Raw genomic sequence first — 21,008 nt, forward strand, 5'->3', positions numbered from 1 at the left:
TTATGTGAAAAATTTTTCATCTACTTTTATTACTATTTTTTTTAATTTTTCTATTTTATTATCAACAATAAACTGAGGGTAATGAATATCTTGAGGAAAAAATACTGCCATAAAATTTGGCTTCAAAGATAATTCTAACAAAGGATTATTTACAGCTTTATAAAATTCACAATCAGTGCTAACGTCATATCTTTTTATTACTTCTACAGAGTTTGAATCATATATTTTTATTTTTTCATTTCCTGAAAAAAGAATCTGTATATCAACCTCTCTTCTATGTGACTCAATGATTACAGGTTCTAATTTGGTTTCATAACTCATGACCTTAAAAGTGTAACCTTCTTTTACGTATACACCATTAGGGGATTTAATATTAAAATCTTCTAAGTCCTTAAATATTTTTTTAAAAATAGGCTCTTTAAAATAATTACTCCATTTTTCTATTTTATCGTAAATCATTATCTTAAAAGTTTATGAAGTGATTCTGCAATTATGAAATCTTCTGGCTCATCAATATCTACCGCCTCTATCTTATCTAACTCAAACATATAGGGACTTACCCCTATTCTCTTACCTCCTGACTCTTTAAATGATTCTTTAGAAAAAATATAAAAATTTGAATTCTCTTCGTACAACGGCTCTAAATCCTGAGTTCTTAATAGTTCATTCGGGTTATGGTTGAAGGGTTGTACATCTTGAGTATAAAGTCTAGTTTGTAATTTAGTAACTGAAAAAACAGAATCATTCTTTTTTGTTTCATGCAATAAAATCATTTTTTCTATGGCTTTATCTATAGACTCTGTTTTAAGCAATGGGTTTGTACTATGTGTTTGAATATAAAAATCTGATTTAGAGACAGATAAGTCGTAATTAATAATTTCATTCATTGAAACCATATCTCCTAAAATACTTTCCACTCTATCATGAATTATAACTGAATCACTAAACTCTTCCAAAGCAATTCTTGAAATTTGCTTACTATCGGTATTAATTATTATTTCATCAATGTAACGTGAACTATTTAAAGCTTTTAAAACATGAAAAAAAAGAGGCTTTCCATTAAAATCTCGTAAGTTTTTATTTGGTACTCTTTCTGAATTTCCTTTCATAGGTAACAGCGCAGTTATTTTCATATATTTTTCATTAATTTAATTATTTAAAAATCTAATGATTTATAACAAAACGATAACTTTATAATCAAACTAAAAAGAATGAATTGTTATTTTAACTATTATTTTTTTCTTAGTCTACTCCAACTCTTAAGTAAAAATATTTGGTGATACAAATATTACATACGTTTTTACAACTTATAAAAACAACCAATCATAAAGTTTACACTTTAATTCTATTTTTATCTTAATTATTAATTTATGTCTTCAATTTTTGTTCTAAAAGAAACATATTCTTTTTTCAACAGTACGAAACTAATCCCTAATATAACTCCAACTATTATATATAAAAATAAGATTTTTTTTCTACTAGAATTAGGTTCTACTGCTACTACTACTGGTTGAACTACTGTAAAAACAGGTGTATCTTCTTTTACTTGAATTTTTTGAGCTTCTAATTGTTTTGCTAATTCAGAATAAACTCCATAGATCAAATTAAAATTAGTCTGTAATTTTTCAATTTTTGTTTTTGATATCGATGTATTTAATCCTAAATTAGAATCTCTATATAGTGCTAATCTCTCTTGAGATTCATGCATTTTCTTTTGCTGTTCAAAAAAACGGTTTTCAATAAATTCTAGTTTTTCTTTTGCTTTTTGCACTTTAAAATCAGTAATTGCTTTTTGCAGTAACATTTGAGCTTTTTTTATCATTTGAGCTGCCGGATAAGCCTCAGGCATTGTAAAAGACAACTCAACAAACCCATCTTTATTATCTACATTTATACTAAGCTGGTTTTTAATTCCTTTTAGCAATTCATTTTCATCTTTAGATACTTTATGAATAGTCGAGTCAACTTCAACTATTATATCTTCTTTTTCATCTCCTTTAAAAAAACTTATAATTTCACCTGGTAAACTGACTATAAAGTTTTTAAAATTGAATGAACTATATTCCTCATAGTATTCCTTATATGTTATCGGTTTCTCTATATCTTTAAAATATAAAGGAGTATTTAATAATTGTTTTTTAAAAGTAACACTCTCTATAATTTTAGGATATAACAGAGGAGATATTTCTTCATTACCACCTGCTCCTAAATTAATTCCAGCCATAGCAGCTAACCCACTTAAATTCCCTCCCGATTTCACTCCTGAAGTTTGTGGTATTAAGATCACTGAAGAAGTATATTCTCTTTGTGAAAAAAAAGCAACTAATAAGCCTATTATACTAAAAATAATTATAAAACGAGTAATTATTTTCTTCTCTTTACTTATTGTTTTAAATACGATAACTATATCATCTATTTCATTCTCTGATTTATTCTTTATCGTTCTATTCCCCATTCTTATTCTTATTTATCCGTTAATGTTTTTACTAACACCCCTAAAGTAGCCAAACCTGTGGTAATTGCAATAACCTCTTGAGTTGACATAGCCTTCTTGTTTTCTGGCTTATTTGGTATCAAAACCACAGAACCTGGCTTTATCTCTGGGTAAGATTTAAAGAACAAAAATCTTTTTGTCGTTTTTATATCTCCATTTGCATGAATTACATAAGCTCTACTTTTTTTAGCGTTTGAAGAAAACCCTCCCGAATTTTCGATATAATACTGAAAATTCTTTCCTTTTTCATATCGTACCATTGATGGAGATAAGACCTCTCCTTCAACCTTTACCGTTTGTCTCTCTGATGGGATAAAAAGCTCGTCGCCCTCTTCTAAAATTAAATCATATTTAGAATTCTTACCTCCCTTAGCTAAAATTTTATTTAAACTAATACCTATTTTAAACGCTTTTTTCTTTTTTATTTCTTGTGTAGTGGTTTCTGCCAAGTTATCTAAATTAGAAATCATTTCTAATTGTTTTTTTTCTTCTTTAGAATTACTCTTTCTGGTTAAAAAGGCGCCTTCTGTGTAAGCAAATTTAGTTAAACCATCGGCTTGATCAATTAAATCAGAAATTCTTTCATTTTTTGTGCTCAATGAATATTTTCCTGAAAAATTTACTTCACCTTTAATAAACACTGTTTTTTGTGCCGTATATCCTTTTATATATCTTACTGAAACAATATCAAAAGGTTTTAATTCAAAATTGTCATTAGCTGTACCTTCTAAATTATTACTTGCTTTTAAATCAAAGTTTTCACTTATTGTCTCAAAACTACCGTCTTTTAATCTTCTTGAAACATCAATCATAGTTGCATCTGCCCCATCCTTTAATCCTCCTCCTAGAGCTATTAAATCTTCTATTTGCATGCTTGACATAAAATCGAATTTACCAGCTTTATTTACAGCTCCATTTATGGTAATGAATTCTTTTTCTTTTAATTCATCTTTACTATAAATATAAACGGCATCATTCTCTTTTAAAAACAAATTATTGTTTTCTTCTCTTAATGAAAAAGAAATAGTTTCTTTATTCGTTTTATCATAAGTTCTAACAATAATACCTCTATCTAAAAAAGCTTCTTTAGTTACTCCTTCTGCTTTGCTTAATAAATCTTTTAACGTTAATTTTTCTACATACTCATATTTCCCTGGCTGGAATACAGCCCCTCTAATACTAACTTTATTTAAAAATTCATCTGCTACCTCATTGATGGTTATATAATCACCATCTTTTAAATTCTCTTTAGAAATTTTATTAAAAGGAATCTCAACAATTTCTTTTTGTATTCCATTTATTCTTTCAATAATTATATTCTGTTTGTATGCTTTAGAGGTAAAACCACTACAAAAGCTTAATAAATCCGAAACAGTTTCGGATGACTTCATTTCATAAAACCCTGGTCTTTTTACAGCTCCTTCAATATTAATTAATTTTTGATATGGCTTAATGATAATAACATCTTGATCTTGCACCGTTATATTACCAACTTCAGATCCATTTATTAAAAAATCATAAAAATCAAAATCAGCTATTTTTTCTCCAGCTCTAAAAAGGCGAATATTTCTAAATGATCCATTTTTTGTTGGTCCCCCAGCAGCATATAAAGAATTTAAAACCGTTGAAAAAGCACTTAATGAATATGATCCTGGCACTTTTACTTCACCTACAATACTTACCTGAACGTTTCTTACTTCTTTTATTGAAACTGCAAAATGCACCTTATTATAACTCCTATTTGAAGCTCCTATACCGGCATATATTCTTCTTAAATAATTTTTAATTTTAGATTTAGCTGCATTAATAGGCAATCCAACTAAATAGATATATCCTACACCTTGAATATTTATTGCTCCTTGTTTATTTACTTTTTTCTCATAATTTACTTCTGCTGCTCCCCATAAATCAATAGAAAGAACATCACCAGCTCCAATCACATAACTTTCAGGAGTTGCAACGTTTAAATTTGGCGTAAAAGAAATATTCGGATTGTTAAAAAAATCATATCCGAAAAGTTTTTCTTTCTTTCGCTTACTCTCTACACCTCCTGTTAAACCAAAGAAAGATTGATTTTGATTTGAGCTACTTTCTGTTTTGCTATCACTTGTAGTTCTATTTAAATTAGAGCTTCCTAAATCTCTAATTCTTGTTTTTAGTTTCTGAGCCTGTAATTCAGACATTCCTCTCGTTTTAGCAATAGCTAAAGCTTGTTCTACTGTATATCCCTCTTTTTTTATTCTATCTCGATAAGCTTCAACTTGTTTATCTGAAAGACTATCTACTTGAACCTTACTCATTTCTCCTTGAGCATAAATAGTCGTTCCTAAAAACAACATTAACGCCACTAAAATGGATTTAAATAATTCTTTTTTCAATTTTATATTATTTTTTAATTTTATACATTTTATACCAATCAATAAAACTTCTAATACCCTCATTTAATGGCATTGAAGGTCTATAGTTATAATCTTTTACTAATTCATCAACATTGGCCCAAGTCTTTTCTACATCACCAGGTTGCATTGGTAACATTTCCTTTTCGGCTTCTTTTCCAATATTTTTTTCTATTTCTTTTATAAAATCTAATAAATTAACAGAATTATTATTTCCGATATTATATATTTTATATAAATCTCTTTTTTCTATCGACTTACTAATTATTCTTTCAACACCTCCAACAATGTCATCTATATACGTAAAATCACGTTGCATTTTTCCGTAATTAAATACTTTTATAGGTTTACCCTTAAAAATAGCTTCCGAAAATAACATCGGCGCCATATCAGGTCTTCCCCAAGGCCCATACACTGTAAAAAACCGCAAACCGGTTGTTGGCATTTTATATAAATGACTATATGCATGAGCCATTAATTCATTACTTTTTTTAGTAACAGCGTACAAACTTACGGGATTATTTACATTATCAGAAGTTTCAAAAGGAATTTTTTTATTTGCTCCGTAAACACTAGAACTACTTGCATACACCAAGTGTTTTATTTTACTATCTCTACAGCATTCTAAGACATTTAAAAAACCTACAATATTACTATGTATATATGCATCCGGATTTTCAATACTATAACGAACACCCGCTTGCGCAGCTAAATTACAAACAACATCAAACTGTTCTTTTTCAAATAATTGTGATAATTCTTTTTTATCTTCTAAATTAAGTCTAATAAATTTTAAATTACTATTAGTATCACTAACTACTTCTTTATAGAAATCTTCAGCACTTTCCCTCTCAACTCCTAATTCTTTTAATCTTGCATATTTAAGATTAACATCATAATAATCGTTAATATTATCTATTCCAATTACCGTATGACCTTTACCCAATAATCTTTTAGATAAGTGAAACCCAATAAATCCCGCTGCTCCAGTTACTAAAACTTTCATTAGTTTTTTCCTATTTGATAATATTCAAATCCTTGTCCTTCTAAATCAAAAATATTATACTGATTTCTTCCATCAAAAATTACAGGAATACTTAATTGTTTCTTTATTTCTGAAAAATCCGGTGAACGGAATTCTTTCCACTCAGTTAACATAATTAAAGCATCAGCATCTTTTAACACATCATATTTTGATTCTCCATACGAAATTCCTTCTACATTTTTCAAATAAAAATGCTGAGACTCTTCCATTGCCTTAGGATCATATGCTTTAACTTTAGCGCCTCGCTTTACTAACTCTTTTACTACATAAATAGCAGGCGCCTCACGCATATCATCAGTCCCAGGTTTAAATGCCAATCCCCATAAACCAAAAGTCATTCCTGATAAATCTTCACCAAATCTTTTAGTGATTTTATTTGCTATTACAAATTTTTGACGATCATTTACTTCTTCTACAGATGTGATTAATTTGGCCTCATACCCATTTTCTTCGGCTATTTTCTTTAACGCTTTTACGTCTTTCGGAAAACAAGAACCTCCATAACCAGCTCCTGGATAAATAAAACTATATCCTATTCTGCTATCTGAACCAATTCCGACCCTCACATTATTAACGTCAGCACCTACTCTTTCACAAATATTTGCTATTTCATTCATAAATGAAATTTTAGTTGCTAACATTGCATTTGCTGCATATTTTGTCATTTCTGCTGAACGGATATCCATCGCTACAAAACGATCATGAGACATTGTAAATGGACTATATAATTGTTTTAGACTATTAAAAGCATATTCCGAATCTGCTCCGATTACAACCCTATCGGGTTTCATAAAATCATTAATAGCATCTCCCTCTTTTAAAAATTCCGGGTTTGAAACTACATCGAATTCTATATTAAGTTTTCTATTATCAAGCTCTTGTTTAATTGTCTCTTTTACCTTATCGGCGGTACCTACAGGAACTGTTGATTTATCTACAACTACTAATCGCTTAGTCATTTTAGCACCAATTTCTTTGGCTACCGCTAAAACATACTGTAAATCCGCAGAACCATCATCACCCATTGGAGTTCCTACCGCTATAAAAACTATTTCAGCATCTTTTATTGCTTCTGCTAAATCAGTTGTAAATAACAGGCTTTTATTCGCTATATTTTTTAAAACCAACTTTTCTAAACCTGGTTCATATATAGGTATAATTCCCTTATGTAATTTATCAATTTTATCTTGATCAACATCTACACAAGTTACTTTATTTCCCATTTCTGAAAAGCAAGTCCCTGAGACCAACCCTACATAACCAGATCCAACAATAGCTATATTCATTTTACACCTTTGAATTTTTCAATTCTTCTTTTTCTGCCACTTCTTTTCGCAAGCCGCTACTAGAAAATCGATGCTCTCTTTTATTGTAAAACAATTCTATTCCTTTCTCTTCACAATAAGATCTTCCTGTAAAATTTTTATCAGCATACTCGTCTCCCAAAATACGTACATCAATCTTAAATGACTGTAATACATCTTCTAAATCTTGCTCAGTTGCATAAGGTACAATCTCATCTACATACTTACATCCTTTTAACTGAATATATCGTTCTACAACAGATTGTATTGGTCTATTTTTTTCAGGTCTATCAATAGTAGGATCTGTTTGCAAGCCGCAAATAAGATAATCACACTGATCTTTTGCATCTTCTAACATTTTAACATGTCCTGCATGAAACAAATCGAATGCACTAAAAGTTATTCCTATTTTCATTTTTTATTTCTTTTTTGCAAATATACTTTTATCTATTTAAAAACAAATGTTTATCTCCGTAATTAACTAATTCCGAATTTCTAATATCATGCACTATTTCGATAGATTGTTTTGCATCTATCAAACCAAAGCCTTCATTTTTTAAAATTCCTCTATAACTTTCGGTATGCAATTCAGTAAAACCTCCACTAAACTCAATTTCTTCCCCATCTACTGTGATAGATCGATAAGTTCTTTGCCCTTTTTTCTGAACTTGTTCAGGTAATGATTTTTCATCTATCGATAAAAACCAACGAACTCTAGCGTTTTTAAACTCTAAATACCCTGCCGATTTATCTTTTTCTCTTAAATGCACATGATTTTCTTGCACATCTCCAAAAACCCAAGAAAGCATATCGTAAAAATGCACCCCTATATTTGTTGCGATTCCTCCTGACTTACTCTCGTCTCCTTTCCATGAAACATCATACCAGTTACCACGAGAAGTAATATAAGTTAAATCAATATCGTATTTTCCTTTTTTATTTTCAGAAGCTACTTTCTTTTTCAATGCAATAATACCTGGATGCAAACGCAATTGAAGGATCGTGTTAATACGATTTCCTGATTCTTTTTCTATTGCTTGTAATGCGTCAACATTCCAAGGGTTTAATACTAAAGGTTTTTCGCAAATAGCATCTGCTCCTCTTCGCAACGCCATTCTTATATGAGAATCATGCAAGTAGTTTGGTGTGCAAATACTCACATAATCTAACTGTATATTTTGTTGACGTTTAATTTTTTCAATGTGACGATCAAACCTTTCAAACTCTACAAAAAAATCTGCATTCGGAAAATAACTATCCATCACCCCTACACTATCAAATTTATCTAGCGCAGCAATTAAATTATTATTAGTATCTTTTATTGCCTTTAAATGACGTGGTGCTATATAACCAGCAGCACCAATTAATGCGAAATTTTTCATTATAATGTTTTATCTATTAGATTTTGAGGTAAAAAATTCTTCACATCATATACCACTCCGTTTTCTTTTTTCAACCTCAATAAATCAATCTCCTTAAATTCATTGTGCGATACCGCTAAAACAACAGCATCATATTCTTTTTCGTAAAGTTTAGTATTCAACTCTAAATTATACTCTTTTAAAACTTCTTCTTTTTTAGCCCACGGATCGTAAACATCAATATTTACTCCATAACTTTTTAAAGCATGATACACATCAATCACTTTTGTATTTCTAATATCTGGGCAATTTTCTTTAAAGGTAATTCCTAAAATTAAAATCTCAGCCTTTTTAACTTTAACATCTTCTGAAATCATCAACTTTACAACTTCTGATGCCACATGACTTCCCATACTATCATTTAACCTTCTTCCTGATAAAATTATCTCAGGATAATACCCAAATTGTTGTGCTTTTTGCGCTAAATAAAACGGATCAACTCCAATGCAATGCCCTCCAACTAAACCTGGTTTAAAAGGTAAAAAGTTCCACTTTGTTGCCGCAGCTTCTAAAACATCATTCGTATTAATGTTCATCAGATTAAAAATCTTAGCTAACTCATTTACAAAAGCAATATTAATATCTCTCTGACAGTTTTCTATAATTTTTGATGCTTCTGCAACCTTAATAGAAGTTGCTTTATGAGTTCCAGCCTTAATAACTGACTGATACAAATCATCAACTTTTTGGGCAGTTTCTTCAGTAGATCCCGAAGTAACTTTTAAAATATTTTCTACTGTACGGATTTTATCTCCAGGACTTATCCTTTCTGGCGAATAACCAACGTAAAAATCTTTATTCAATTTTAATCCTGATTCTTTTTCTAAAACTGGCACGCAATCCTCTTCTGTAGCTCCTGGATATACTGTTGATTCGTAAATAACGATATCGTCTTTTTCTAAAACTTGCCCTATCGTTTTACTAGCGCTTAATAACGGAATTAAAATTGGTTGATTGTTTTTATCCACAGAGGTAGGAACTGTTACAATATAATAATTACAATCTTTTATATCGTTAACATCATTGGTAATAAATAGCCCTTTTTTTTCTGAAGAATTAGCTACCAAAACCGACTTTAATAAGTTATTCTCTACCTCTAACGTTACATCATCGCCAGATTTTAACTCCGCTACTCTTTGATTTTTTATATCAAAACCAACAACCGAATATTTTTCTGCAAATAACCTAGCTAGCGGAAGCCCTACATAACCTAATCCTATAATTGCAATCTTTGGTGTACTCATCTTCATTAACACTAATAAAATACCTTGTAAATAGCCTACGAAAGTACAAAAAACATTACTAACAAAATATTGTAAAATAAAAAAGTCTCATCAAATTTTGACAAGACTTTTTGGTGGGCAATGAGGGATTCGAACCCCCGACCCCCTCGGTGTAAACGAGGTGCTCTGAACCAACTGAGCTAATTGCCCGATATTTTTTTTAATTCCTTTTTCGGATTGGAATATTGTGGGCAATGAGGGATTCGAACCCCCGACCCCCTCGGTGTAAACGAGGTGCTCTGAACCAACTGAGCTAATTGCCCGATATTTTTTTTAATTCCTTTTTTCGGTTTGGAATATTGTGGGCAATGAGGGATTCGAACCCCCGACCCCCTCGGTGTAAACGAGGTGCTCTGAACCAACTGAGCTAATTGCCCTCAATTGCGGGTGCAAATATAATATTGTTTTAGAAAAAAACAACACTATTTTACTATAATTTTATAAAATTTCTGCAACAACAAATGTACTTCCTCCTACATAAACAACATCTTCTTTGCTTGCTTTTATCTTAACCTCCTCAAAAGCTTGATTTACAGAACCGAACGCATTTCCTTTTAAATCGATTTTTTCTGCTTGTGCTTTTAATATTTTTTCAGACAAACCTCTTGGTATATCTGGTTTACAGAAATAATACACCGCTTTTTTAGGAAACATTGGCAAAATATCTTCCAAATTTTTATCTGAAACCACTCCTAAAACGATATGCAATTTTTTATATTCTTCTTTTTTTAACTGATTTAAAGTATAAATTAACCCTTCTTTATTATGTGCGGTATCACAAATTACTTTAGGTTTTTCTTGTAAAATTTGCCAGCGCCCTTTTAAATTCGTGTTCTTTACAACATTTAACAATCCGTTTTTAATGTTTTCCTCTAAAACAGAAAATCCTTTTAATTGCTGAATTGCTTTTACAGCTGTTTTTATATTTTTTTGCTGGTAACTACCTAGTAAATCTGTTTTATAAGCATCTTTTTCTTCGGATGCAAATACAATTGTAGTATTGCATTTATCCGCTTTAGCGAAAAAAACAGCAGTAACCTCTTCTTGTTTTTCTCCAATAACAACAGGGGTCTTCTCTTTTATAATTCCTGCTTTTTCAAAAGCTATTTCAGGTAAGGTTTCTCCTAAAAACTGCGTATGATCTAGTCCTATATTTGTTATTACCGAAACTTCGGGTGTAATAATGTTTGTAGAGTCTAGTCGCCCTCCTAAGCCAACTTCAATTATTGCTATATCAACTTTTTGGTTTGCAAACTCGGTAAAAGCCATACCAACTGTCATTTCAAAAAATGATACTTGTTGCTTTTCTAAAAACGCTTTATTATCAACAACAAAATCAATTATTTTTTCTCTTCTAATTTCTTCGCCATTTACACGTATGCGCTCTGTAAAATTTTTAAGGTGCGGTGAAGTATATAAACCTACTTTATAACCTGCTTCTTGTAAAACTGAAGCGATCATATGACTCGTAGATCCTTTTCCGTTAGTACCGCCTACATGAATTGTTTTAAACTTTTTTTCAGGATTTCCTAACATTTTACTTAAAGCCAAAATATTGGTTAAATCTTTTTTAAACGCAGCTTTACCTTCTCGTTGATACATCGGCAATTGCCTAAACATCCAATCTAAGGTTTCTTGATATGTCATCTTTACTTTTTACAACTTACCGACTCTATTTGAGACGAAATTTATTAAAATTTGTATTTTTTATTGTGACAGAGAAAACTTGTAGATAATTGTTCCTCTTTGTTTTGTCGGTGCATTTTCATCGGCATTCCATTTAGTTTTAAAAGCGGCTTCTTTTGCTGCCTTTTCTAAACAAGGTGCCGAACTAGTACTTCCTTTTAAACCACCAGCTTGCACTTTAACCACTTCTCCTTTTTGATTAACTTCAATACTAACCACTACCGTACCCTCTTCTTCGCAATCTGGTTTTTTTATCGGTTTTAATAATGCTTTTCTTCCTGTTAAATTATAATTTCCTCCTGAACCACTTCCTGAATTTCCATAATATTTATCTGAATTCGGATCTCCATTTTCATTTCCTTTTACTCCAGATTTCGCATCATCTCCTTCTCCTTTTGTTGCTCCGTTATTTGAAGTTCCGTTTAACAAACTATTTAAAGCATTCGTAGCTTCTTTTGATGGTTTAGGTTTTGGCTTCTCTTTTGGAGTCACTTTTTTAGGGGTTTCTTTTTCTTCTTTTTTTTCTTCTTTTGATTTTTCTACAACAGGAACATTCGTGGCAGTATCATCAGTAATTATTTCTTCTTTAATTACTTCTTGTGGAGTTTCTACCACCTCTTCTTCAACTATTTCTTCTGTTACTTCTTCTTTATTTGCAGTTGCTTTTTTTGTTTTTTCAACAGGTTCACCACTACCAATTTCTGAATTACCAAAATTAATTGCCAATCCATATTCAATTGGTGGGTCAAGATATTTCATTCCAACATTAAATATTCCGAAGATTAAAATCATCAGAATAACAGCGGTAATAATTGCTGATTTACGTTTATGTTCGGTATTTAAAACTTGCATTTTTATTTACCCTTTACAGCTAAAATCATTTTTAATTTATTTCTATTGGCAATATCAATAACTTTCATCACATTTTTATAAGGCACATTCTGATCACCTCTTATCACTACCGTTTTCTTTTTATTGCCACCTACTTTTGCCAGTATTTTTTGCTCTAAATCAACCGCGCTAACTTTTGTTTTATCAATATAAAAAGAAGAAGTTTCTGTTATGGTAACAGCTACAGATTTACTGTTTTCTGTTTTTCCGCCAGCTTTAGGCAATAAAACATCAATAGCACTAACAGTTACCAATGTTGATGTTAGCATAAAAAATATTAGCAACAAAAAAACAATATCCGTCATAGACGACATATTAAAACTGGGATCTACTTTATTTCTTCCTTTTAAATTCATTTTTAATCAAAAAAAGTTAACTATTAAATTAAGCAGGTTCGTTTAGTAAATCTAAAAACTCTACTGATTTTGCTTCCATTTGATACACAACTTTATCGGTACGAACTACTAAATGATTGTATGCAATGTAAGCTATAATCCCCACAATTAATCCTGCAACCGTAGTTGTCATTGCGGTATATAATCCGTCAGATAATAATTTAATATCTATTTGACCGCCAGAGTTTGCTATTTCATGTATGGCAACTATCATACCTATTACAGTTCCTAAAAAACCAATCATAGGTGCTGCACCTGCAATAGTTGCAACCACCGAAACGTTTCTTTCTAGTTGATATACCTCTAACCTTCCTGCATTTTCAATCGCTTTATTAATATCATCTAATGGTTTTCCTATTCTCGAAATTCCTTTTCCTATTAATCTTGCTGTAGGAGAATTGGTATTTGTACACAACGCTTTGGCACTTTCTAACTTCCCTCCAATAATATGATCTCTAATTTGATTCATAAAATTCTTATCTACTTTTGATGCTTCTTTGATAGCAAAAAAACGTTCAAAATAAATATATAATGCTACAGCTAACAGCACAAATAAAATTGCAATGATAATTTGCCCTCCTAAACCACCATCTTTAATTAACTGAATTATAGACAATGTTTTTTCTTCTGATATAGCTTCTTCTAAATTTTCTTGAATAAATAATAACATCAACTTATTTTTTAAGTTACTTAATACTAACGTACCTTTTCTTTTTTAATTGTTTAAAAAAAAATCATCTTGAATAAGCTAAAGTACTTATTAAAATACTCCGTTTACTCAAAATGATTTTTAATTAAAACTGTATAATTTTAAATAATTCCTCTCATAATTACAAAAGCAAGTGAACCTACTAAAAAGCCAACAAATGCTAACCATGATATCTTTTTTAAATACCAAAAGAAATCTATTTTTTCCATACCCATTGCTACAACTCCTGCTGCAGAGCCAATAATTAACATTGATCCTCCTGTACCAGCAGAAAACGCAATAAAATGCCATAACGGATTATCTAACGGTTCTGAAAACATTCCCAAAGATGCAGCTACTAAAGGCACATTATCTATCACTGCAGATCCTATTCCTAATAAAATTACAACTAAATCAGATACGTGAGTTCCTGCTAATTCAGTTCCCATTAAAGGAATACTTTCTTTTAATCCATCAGCAAAATTAAATAAAACACCTAACGATTCTAAAGCGGCTACTGCCATTAAAATTCCTAAGAAAAATAAAATACTAGGCATTTCTATTTTAGATAAAGAGGCATGTACAGGACTATGTTGCGCATGATTATCAGATTCGTCTCTATCAACACTTGTTAACGAAAATTTTGTTCTACTATAAATTTCTGCAAAAGTAGCAACAACTGCTAACGACAGCATCATACCTACATAAGGAGGTAAATGAGTTACTGTTTTAAAGAAAGGCACAAATACAATAGCTCCTAAACCTAAATACAACATTCTTGCACTATATGGATTAGGTGTTGTTTCTTCTTTAGCATCTTCAGATTCAATATCACCTTTAAAAGCAGGTAAAAAAGAAGCTATAAAAGTTGGTACAATCATACATAATAATGAAGGAACAAATAAATATGCTACTAACATTGGCGTACTTACTTTTTTACCAATCCACAACATTGTTGTTGTTACATCACCAATTGGAGACCAAGCCCCACCTGCATTTGCGGCGATAATGATTAAACCTGCAAACCAAATTCTATCTTCTCTTCTTTTTACTATTTTTTGTAAAATTGAGATTAATACAATCGTAGCTGTAAGATTATCTATAATTGCTGATAAGATAAAAGCCAACACACCAAACATCCACAAGATTTTTTTCTTGCTTTTTGTTTTTACATATCCTTTTATTGTTGAAAATCCATCAAAATAATCAATAATTTCAACAATTGTCATTGCTCCTAAAAGGAACACTAATATTTCGGCTGTTTTACCTAAATGGTGCAATAACGTCTCTTCAACTAAATGTAATTTATCTTCGTGTGCTAAAGCTCCAAAACCTTCTACCAAAGCATGCTTTGATGAATCAAACCAATTAGAAAAGCTATCTACTCCTAAAGCTACCAAAGCCCAACAAAGAGCCATCATTACTAATGCAGGTATTAATTTATCAAGTTTTACATTATGCTCTAGAGTAATACCTAAGTACCCCATTACAAATATTAAAATAATAGCTATTTCCATGGTTTAAATTTAATTTTTATATTAATTCTTTTAATGCGATTTCAAATGCGGTTGAACAAATTTTTGTTTTCGATGCACTTTTTACAAATGTTCTTTGTAATGCTTTTTTAATAATATTAGATGTATCGTCAAATATTGCTTTATCTTCCATCGGTAAAGCTACTTTTGCTTCCATTAAATAAGCAAAAACTCTAGCAATACCACAGTTAGAAATAAAATCTGGCAATAAACTTAAATGTTTATCTGTATATTCCATAATAGGTCCAAAGAAAATTTCTTTATCTGCAAAAGGAACATTTGCTCCTGGAGAAATAACTTCCAAACCAGTATCAATCATTTGTTGTACTTGATCTTGAGAAACTAATCTTGAGGCTGCTGCTGGTACAAATATTTCTGCTGGTAAGCTCCAAATTTTAGCATTAATTTCATCAAAAGGAATCATATCGTCAGCAACCAATTTGTTACCGTCTTTTGCTAAAAACAAAGCTGTCATTTCATCCATAGAAAATCCGTTTTCGTTAATAACTCCTCCGTCTCTATCAATAATACCAACAACTTTTGCGCCTAATTGCGTTAAATAATAAGCCGCTGCAGAACCTACATTTCCAAAACCTTGAACAATGGCTCTTTTTCCTTTTACATTTCCCCCATAAATATTATAGTAATGTTTAACCGCTTCGGCAACACCATATCCTGTTAACATATCGGCAACAGTATATTTTTTAGATAAATCTGGCGAAAATTGCTGATCTTCAATTACCTTAATTACTCCTTGACGTAATTGTCCGATTCTGTTAATTTTATCAGCTTCGGTAGGTTTAAAGTGCCCATTAAAAATACCCTCTTGCGGATGCCAAACTCCACAGCTTTCTGTAATCGGAATTACATCTTTATCTGCATCTACATTTAAATCTCCTCCAGTTCCGTAGTAATGTTTTAATAACGGAGTAACTGCTTTATACCAACGCTCTAAAACGCCTCTTTTTCGTGGGTCATTCGGATCAAAGTTAATTCCCGATTTTGCACCTCCAATTGCCGGTCCAGATACCGTAAATTTCACTTCCATTGTTTTTGCTAAAGATAAAACCTCGTTCTTGTTTAATCCTTTACGCATTCTTGTTCCTCCACCGGCAGCACCACCTCTTAACGAGTTTATTACTGTCCATCCTTCTGCATCTGTTTCCTGATCTTTCCAATGAAAAACAATTTCAGGATCTTTTTCTTCGTATATTTTAAGTAAATCTTTCATAATATCTTTTAGTAAATTTTCAACTTTAATTTTAGTTATAATTCTTAGTAAATTCTCTATACATATATTCTTAAAAAGAAGTTAAAGTTGTCTCATTTTAAAAGTTTTTAGTTGTTGTTTTTTCCTGTTAAAAACAGGCAGTCACAAACTTACCATAAAAAAAATAATAGGTCAAATTTTTTGATTTAAATTATTGTAATGAAAAAATCACCCCTGAAGAATGATTTTTTCTTGCGCCAGTAACACTCCTTAAACAATTTACCTGATTTTCAACACGTAACAATCCTAAAAAAGCAAAAATCAAAGCTTCTTTATAATTAATAAGTTCGTTTGACTGAATTTTTATTTTTATTTCTGAATAAAATTCAATTCTGCTAATTAAAAAAGAATTAAAAACACCGCCTCCTGTTATTAAAACCGATTCGTTTTTTAAAACAATCTTTCCTATTTGAATTGCAGCATGCTCAATAAAAGTTCTTAAAATGGTGGGAATGTCTTTTTCTAAATCATCAATTAAAGGAAAAATAGTTGATTGCACCCATTCTAATCCTAAAGATTTAGGTGGTTTTTTATCATAAAAACCCAACGCATTTAATTTTTTTAATAATTCTTTATTTGTTTTTCCTTTGGATGCTATTTTTCCTTTATCATCATATTCAAATCCGAGTTTTTGTACATAATGATTCAACACGATGTTTACTGGACAAATATCAAAAGCAATTCTGTTTTCATTTTCTTTAAACGAAACATTAGCAAAACCACCAAGATTTACACAAAAATCATAATTAGCAAACAACAGTTCATCACCAATAGGAACCAACGGAGCGCCCTGTCCACCTAATTGAACATCTTGCGTTCTAAAATCGCACACTATTTTTTTATTGGTAATTTCAGATAATATTTTTCCACTACCAATTTGAAGAGTTACTCCTTCATCCGGTTGATGCAAAATCGTATGTCCGTGAGAAGCTATAAAATCAATCTTATTAATAGTGTTTTTTTTGATAAACAAATTGATTTTTTCACCTAATAACTCGCCATATTTTATATCTAAAATTGCTAAATCATCTACATTAAAATCAATTGCTTTTTGTAATTTACTTTTCCATGTTTTAGAATACGGAATGGTATCAGCAACTAATATTTTAAAATTTTTAGGTTCGCTTTTATCAAACTGAACATACACTAAATCTATTCCGTCTAATGAAGTACCAGACATCAATCCTATTATATAATAAAAGTCGTTATTCATAGTCTGTAAAAATAATAAAAGCCTATTGAAAATATGCTACGAAAACGATATCTTTGAGCTCATTTTTTACGAATATAATAATTATATATAATGGATTTTAGTTTAACAGAAGAACACTTAATGATTCGTGATGCAGCGCGTGATTTTGCACAAACCGAATTATTACCAGGAGTAATTGAAAGAGATAATGCACAAACTTTCCCAGATGAATTAGTAAGAAAAATGGGAGAACTTGGTTTTTTAGGTATCATGGTAGATCCTAAATACGGAGGAAGCGGAATGGATGCGATTTCTTATGTATTAATTATGGAAGAATTATCTAAAATTGATGCTTCTGCCTCTGTAATGGTTTCTGTAAATAACTCTTTAGTTTGTTACGGTTTAGAAGCTTACGGAACTGAAGAACAAAAACAAAAATATTTAACAAAATTAGCTACTGGTGAGCAAATTGGTGCTTTTTGTTTATCTGAACCTGAAGCAGGATCTGATGCTACTTCTCAAGCTACAACAGCCGAGAACAAAGGAGATCATTATGTAATTAACGGAACAAAAAACTGGATTACCAATGGTGGGCGTGCTGATGTTTATTTAGTAATTGCACAAACCGATCGTAGTAAAAAACATAGAGGAATCAACGCTTTTATTGTTGAAAAAGGAACAGAAGGTTTTCATGTTGGTCCTAAAGAAGATAAATTAGGTATTCGTGGTTCTGACACGCATACTTTACAATTTAACGACGTAAAAGTACCGAAAGAAAACAGAATTGGTGAAGACGGATTCGGATTTAAATTCGCTATGAAAACTTTATCTGGTGGACGTATTGGTATTGCTGCACAAGCATTAGGTATTGCATCTGGAGCTTATGAATTAGCTTTAAAATACTCTAAAGAACGTAAAGCTTTTGGTACCGAAATTTGTAACCATCAAGCAATTGCTTTTAAATTAGCTGATATGTATACTGAAATTGAAGCGGCAAGAATGTTAGTTATGAAAGCAGCTTGGGACAAAGATCAAGGTAACAGTTTTGATATGTCTGGAGCAATGGCTAAACTATATGCATCAAAAGTTGCGATGGAACAAACCGTTGAAGCTGTGCAAATTCACGGTGGTAACGGATTCGTTAAAGAATACCATGTAGAGCGTTTAATGCGTGATGCAAAAATTACACAAATTTACGAAGGAACATCAGAAATTCAGAAAATCGTAATTTCTAGAGGCGTTATCAGAGGTTAAAACCTGTCTGATCGATAACAGTAGATATTTATAAACTAAAAGTCCATCATTAATTTGATGGACTTTTTTAGTATTAAATATTTGGGCGTTACCACAAGGGTCGCGCTTTCCGTACTCGCTTTTTGTTCATTCTTCACAAAAGAGCTCAAACAAAACTGCAATCGCTAACGCGTGTATTTATAATTATAAATCTTTAAATTCTAATTTATGTAAATGCAAACCAGAAGCCGGAGCTATATTTTTTATAAACTCAATATCAGAATCAGGATCTAAACTTTGTTTGATAAAATCTAAATCAAATTCTCCTTTTCCTAAATCATGCAATGCGCCCATAATTAATCGAATCTGATTTCTTAAGAAACCTTCACCTCTAACAACTAACACAAAACTCTCTTTCGGAAAAAAAGATGCTGTCAATTCAGTATTTTTTTCAATTCTACAAAATTGAATTTCTCTTTCAACCTTAGTTTCTTCGGTTGGCTTTGTACAATAGCGTTTATAATTATGAAAACCTTCAAATAATATTGCTCCTTCTTTCATCAAATCAACATCTAATTGCTCTCTGAAACGTGTTAAAAACGGAGCTGCATACGGGTGATTTTTTTCACCATAAGAAAAATAATAACGATATTCTTTTAACTTCGGGTGCTGAATTATATTAAAATCTCTATCAATATTTTCAATCTTTAAAGCTCTCATATCACCTGGAGCATTTGCGTTAAAATCTATCATAAATTCATCAAAATCTACTTTTTCATCAATAAATAATTGAAACGCAAAATGGCTTGCCGAAACTCTAGCATCTGTTCTACCAACTCCTAAACTTTTTAAACGAATACCTTTAAAAATAAACTTTAACGTTTTATCTAAAAATAAATGACCTGTTTTTAAATTTGGTTGTTTTTGCCATCCATGAAAACGGAAACCTAAATATTGAATCGTAACTAAATATGTATACTTGTAATTCATCATTATAATAAACCGAATGATTGTTTGGCAATTTCTAATTCTTCATTTGTAGGAATCACCAATATTTTTACTGCTGAATTTTCTTGATGAATTTCAGTAAGTTTTTTAGCTCTTACATCATTTTTATTTTCATCTAAATTAATACCAAAAACATCCATAGCATTACAAACTAATTTTCTCATCAAAACAGAATTCTCTCCTATTCCAGCAGTAAAAACAACAGCATCTAAGCCGTTCATTGCTGCAATATATGAACCTATATATTTTTTAATTCGGTAAGCATTCATATCTAAAGCCAACTGGCAATTTTCATCGCCTTTTTCGGCAGCAGCCTCAATATCTCTTAAATCACTAAACCCTGTTAAGCCTAACATACCGCTTTCTTTTTGCAACATATTATTTACATAATCTGCATTGTAGCCTAAATTGTTTATCAAATAAAACACCAAAGCATGGTCAATATCACCAGAACGAGTTCCCATTATTAAACCTGTAACTGGACCAAATCCTAAAGAATGATCTATACTTTTTCCATCTTTAACAGCTGTTATACTACAACCATTTCCTAAGTGAATTGTAATTATATTAGAATTTTGTTTTCCTAAATATTCAATCGCTTTTTCAGAAACATATTTATGACTCGTACCATGAAAACCATACAAGCGAATTTTATCTTCTTCTAAAAATTTGTTTGGTATCGCATATTTATAAGCTTTAACAGGTATTGTTTGATGAAAAGCAGTATCAAAAACCGCTACTTGGGTTGCTTTTGTAAAAATAGCTTCTGCAACTTTTATACCTTCTAGATTTGCTGGATTATGGAGTGGTGCTAATGAAAATAATTTTTCAATTTTATTTTTAACCTCTAATGTTACTTTGGTTGTTTTTGTAAAAGTGCTTCCTCCATGTACAACTCTATGCGCAACAATTTCAATTTCATTTGTAGAGTTTATTACACCTACATTTTGATCTAACAATAAATCAACAACCTTTTCTAATCCCGCTTTATGGTTTTTAATTTCAAGTGTTTCTTCAACACTTTTATTGGCTGATTTATAATGAATATTTCCTGTTTCTAATCCAATTCTTTCTATCAATCCTGCACAAATTACTTCTTGCGCTGGCATTTCAAATAATTGATATTTTATTGATGAACTTCCTGAGTTAATAACTAATACTTTCATA

Annotated in this window: 19 protein-coding genes and 3 tRNA genes; 1 reads left to right on the plus strand and 21 read right to left on the minus strand. The window is 30.8% G+C overall.

Going from position 1 to position 21,008, the window contains the following annotated elements:
• The 19 genes from ACN5J5_RS03015 to ACN5J5_RS03105 all read right to left on the minus strand — a co-directional run bounded on the left by ACN5J5_RS03015 (nt 1) and on the right by ACN5J5_RS03105 (nt 17,621).
• Complete coding sequence (locus ACN5J5_RS03015; protein WP_418645850.1) at nt 1–459, minus strand: YhcH/YjgK/YiaL family protein; 459 nt, start codon at nt 457–459, stop codon at nt 1–3.
• Nucleotides 459–1,133 carry a cytidylyltransferase domain-containing protein gene (locus ACN5J5_RS03020; RefSeq protein WP_418645851.1) on the minus strand — a complete coding sequence of 225 codons (675 nt, stop codon included), beginning with the start codon at nt 1,131–1,133 and terminating at the stop codon, nt 459–461. Before ACN5J5_RS03020 ends, ACN5J5_RS03015 begins: the two co-directional genes overlap by 1 nt.
• A gap of 230 nt (nt 1,134–1,363) precedes the next feature.
• Nucleotides 1,364–2,455, minus strand: coding sequence for a Wzz/FepE/Etk N-terminal domain-containing protein (locus ACN5J5_RS03025; protein WP_418645852.1), 1,092 nt, complete (start codon nt 2,453–2,455; stop codon nt 1,364–1,366).
• A gap of 8 nt (nt 2,456–2,463) precedes the next feature.
• Complete coding sequence (locus ACN5J5_RS03030; protein WP_418645853.1) at nt 2,464–4,872, minus strand: SLBB domain-containing protein; 2,409 nt, start codon at nt 4,870–4,872, stop codon at nt 2,464–2,466.
• A gap of 7 nt (nt 4,873–4,879) precedes the next feature.
• The gene (locus ACN5J5_RS03035; RefSeq protein ID WP_418645854.1) at nt 4,880–5,896 is read right to left on the minus strand and encodes an NAD-dependent epimerase; all 1,017 of its coding nucleotides are present in this window, start codon (nt 5,894–5,896) and stop codon (nt 4,880–4,882) included.
• Nucleotides 5,896–7,221 carry a UDP-glucose dehydrogenase family protein gene (locus ACN5J5_RS03040; protein WP_418645855.1) on the minus strand — a complete coding sequence of 442 codons (1,326 nt, stop codon included), beginning with the start codon at nt 7,219–7,221 and terminating at the stop codon, nt 5,896–5,898. The genes ACN5J5_RS03035 and ACN5J5_RS03040 overlap by 1 nt, the downstream gene beginning before the upstream one ends.
• A gap of 1 nt (nt 7,222) precedes the next feature.
• Nucleotides 7,223–7,654, minus strand: coding sequence for an adenylyltransferase/cytidyltransferase family protein (locus tag ACN5J5_RS03045; RefSeq protein WP_418645856.1), 432 nt, complete (start codon nt 7,652–7,654; stop codon nt 7,223–7,225).
• A gap of 28 nt (nt 7,655–7,682) precedes the next feature.
• Nucleotides 7,683–8,621, minus strand: a complete 939-nt coding sequence (locus ACN5J5_RS03050) for a Gfo/Idh/MocA family protein (RefSeq protein ID WP_418645857.1) — start codon at nt 8,619–8,621, stop codon at nt 7,683–7,685.
• Entirely contained in the window at nt 8,621–9,904 is a 1,284-nt protein-coding gene (locus tag ACN5J5_RS03055) for a nucleotide sugar dehydrogenase (protein ID WP_418645858.1), read from the minus strand. The genes ACN5J5_RS03050 and ACN5J5_RS03055 overlap by 1 nt, the downstream gene beginning before the upstream one ends.
• Nucleotides 9,905–10,015: 111 nt before the next feature.
• Nucleotides 10,016–10,093, minus strand: a tRNA-Val gene (locus ACN5J5_RS03060).
• A 38-nt stretch (nt 10,094–10,131) separates the two neighbouring features.
• Nucleotides 10,132–10,206: transfer RNA gene (locus tag ACN5J5_RS03065), tRNA-Val, on the minus strand.
• 39 nt (nt 10,207–10,245) lie between these two features.
• Nucleotides 10,246–10,320 (minus strand) — tRNA-Val (locus ACN5J5_RS03070).
• Between the two features lie 61 nt (nt 10,321–10,381).
• The gene (locus ACN5J5_RS03075; protein WP_418645859.1) at nt 10,382–11,590 is read right to left on the minus strand and encodes a bifunctional folylpolyglutamate synthase/dihydrofolate synthase; all 1,209 of its coding nucleotides are present in this window, start codon (nt 11,588–11,590) and stop codon (nt 10,382–10,384) included.
• 60 nt (nt 11,591–11,650) lie between these two features.
• A complete protein-coding gene (locus tag ACN5J5_RS03080; protein WP_418645860.1) occupies nt 11,651–12,481 on the minus strand; it encodes an energy transducer TonB in 831 nt (276 codons plus the stop codon).
• 2 nt (nt 12,482–12,483) lie between these two features.
• Nucleotides 12,484–12,876: an ExbD/TolR family protein gene (locus ACN5J5_RS03085; RefSeq protein WP_418645861.1), complete on the minus strand. Its 393-nt coding sequence runs from the start codon at nt 12,874–12,876 to the stop codon at nt 12,484–12,486.
• A gap of 28 nt (nt 12,877–12,904) precedes the next feature.
• On the minus strand, nt 12,905–13,585 hold the full coding sequence (locus ACN5J5_RS03090) for a MotA/TolQ/ExbB proton channel family protein (protein WP_418645862.1): 681 nt from the start codon (nt 13,583–13,585) through the stop codon (nt 12,905–12,907).
• Nucleotides 13,586–13,725: 140 nt separating this feature from the next.
• Nucleotides 13,726–15,120: a sodium:proton antiporter NhaD gene (gene nhaD / locus ACN5J5_RS03095; protein WP_418645863.1), complete on the minus strand. Its 1,395-nt coding sequence runs from the start codon at nt 15,118–15,120 to the stop codon at nt 13,726–13,728.
• Nucleotides 15,121–15,136: 16 nt separating this feature from the next.
• A complete protein-coding gene (locus ACN5J5_RS03100; RefSeq protein WP_418645864.1) occupies nt 15,137–16,369 on the minus strand; it encodes a Glu/Leu/Phe/Val dehydrogenase dimerization domain-containing protein in 1,233 nt (410 codons plus the stop codon).
• A 190-nt stretch (nt 16,370–16,559) separates the two neighbouring features.
• On the minus strand, nt 16,560–17,621 hold the full coding sequence (locus ACN5J5_RS03105) for an anhydro-N-acetylmuramic acid kinase (RefSeq protein ID WP_418645865.1): 1,062 nt from the start codon (nt 17,619–17,621) through the stop codon (nt 16,560–16,562).
• A 90-nt stretch (nt 17,622–17,711) separates the two neighbouring features.
• Here ACN5J5_RS03105 and ACN5J5_RS03110 point away from each other — a divergent pair, with 90 nt between their 5' ends.
• The gene (locus ACN5J5_RS03110) at nt 17,712–18,854 is read left to right on the plus strand and encodes an acyl-CoA dehydrogenase (protein WP_418645866.1); all 1,143 of its coding nucleotides are present in this window, start codon (nt 17,712–17,714) and stop codon (nt 18,852–18,854) included.
• A 183-nt stretch (nt 18,855–19,037) separates the two neighbouring features.
• Here the strand turns inward: ACN5J5_RS03110 and ACN5J5_RS03115 are convergent, their stop codons facing one another.
• Nucleotides 19,038–19,826, minus strand: a complete 789-nt coding sequence (locus ACN5J5_RS03115) for a tRNA pseudouridine(38-40) synthase TruA (RefSeq protein WP_418645867.1) — start codon at nt 19,824–19,826, stop codon at nt 19,038–19,040.
• Entirely contained in the window at nt 19,826–21,007 is a 1,182-nt protein-coding gene (locus ACN5J5_RS03120; protein WP_418645868.1) for an acetate/propionate family kinase, read from the minus strand. The genes ACN5J5_RS03115 and ACN5J5_RS03120 overlap by 1 nt, the downstream gene beginning before the upstream one ends.
• Between the last annotated feature and the right edge of the window lies 1 nt (nt 21,008).

The organism is Tenacibaculum insulae (genome assembly GCF_964512435.1).
Classification (GTDB): Bacteria; Bacteroidota; Bacteroidia; order Flavobacteriales; family Flavobacteriaceae; genus Polaribacter; species Polaribacter insulae_A.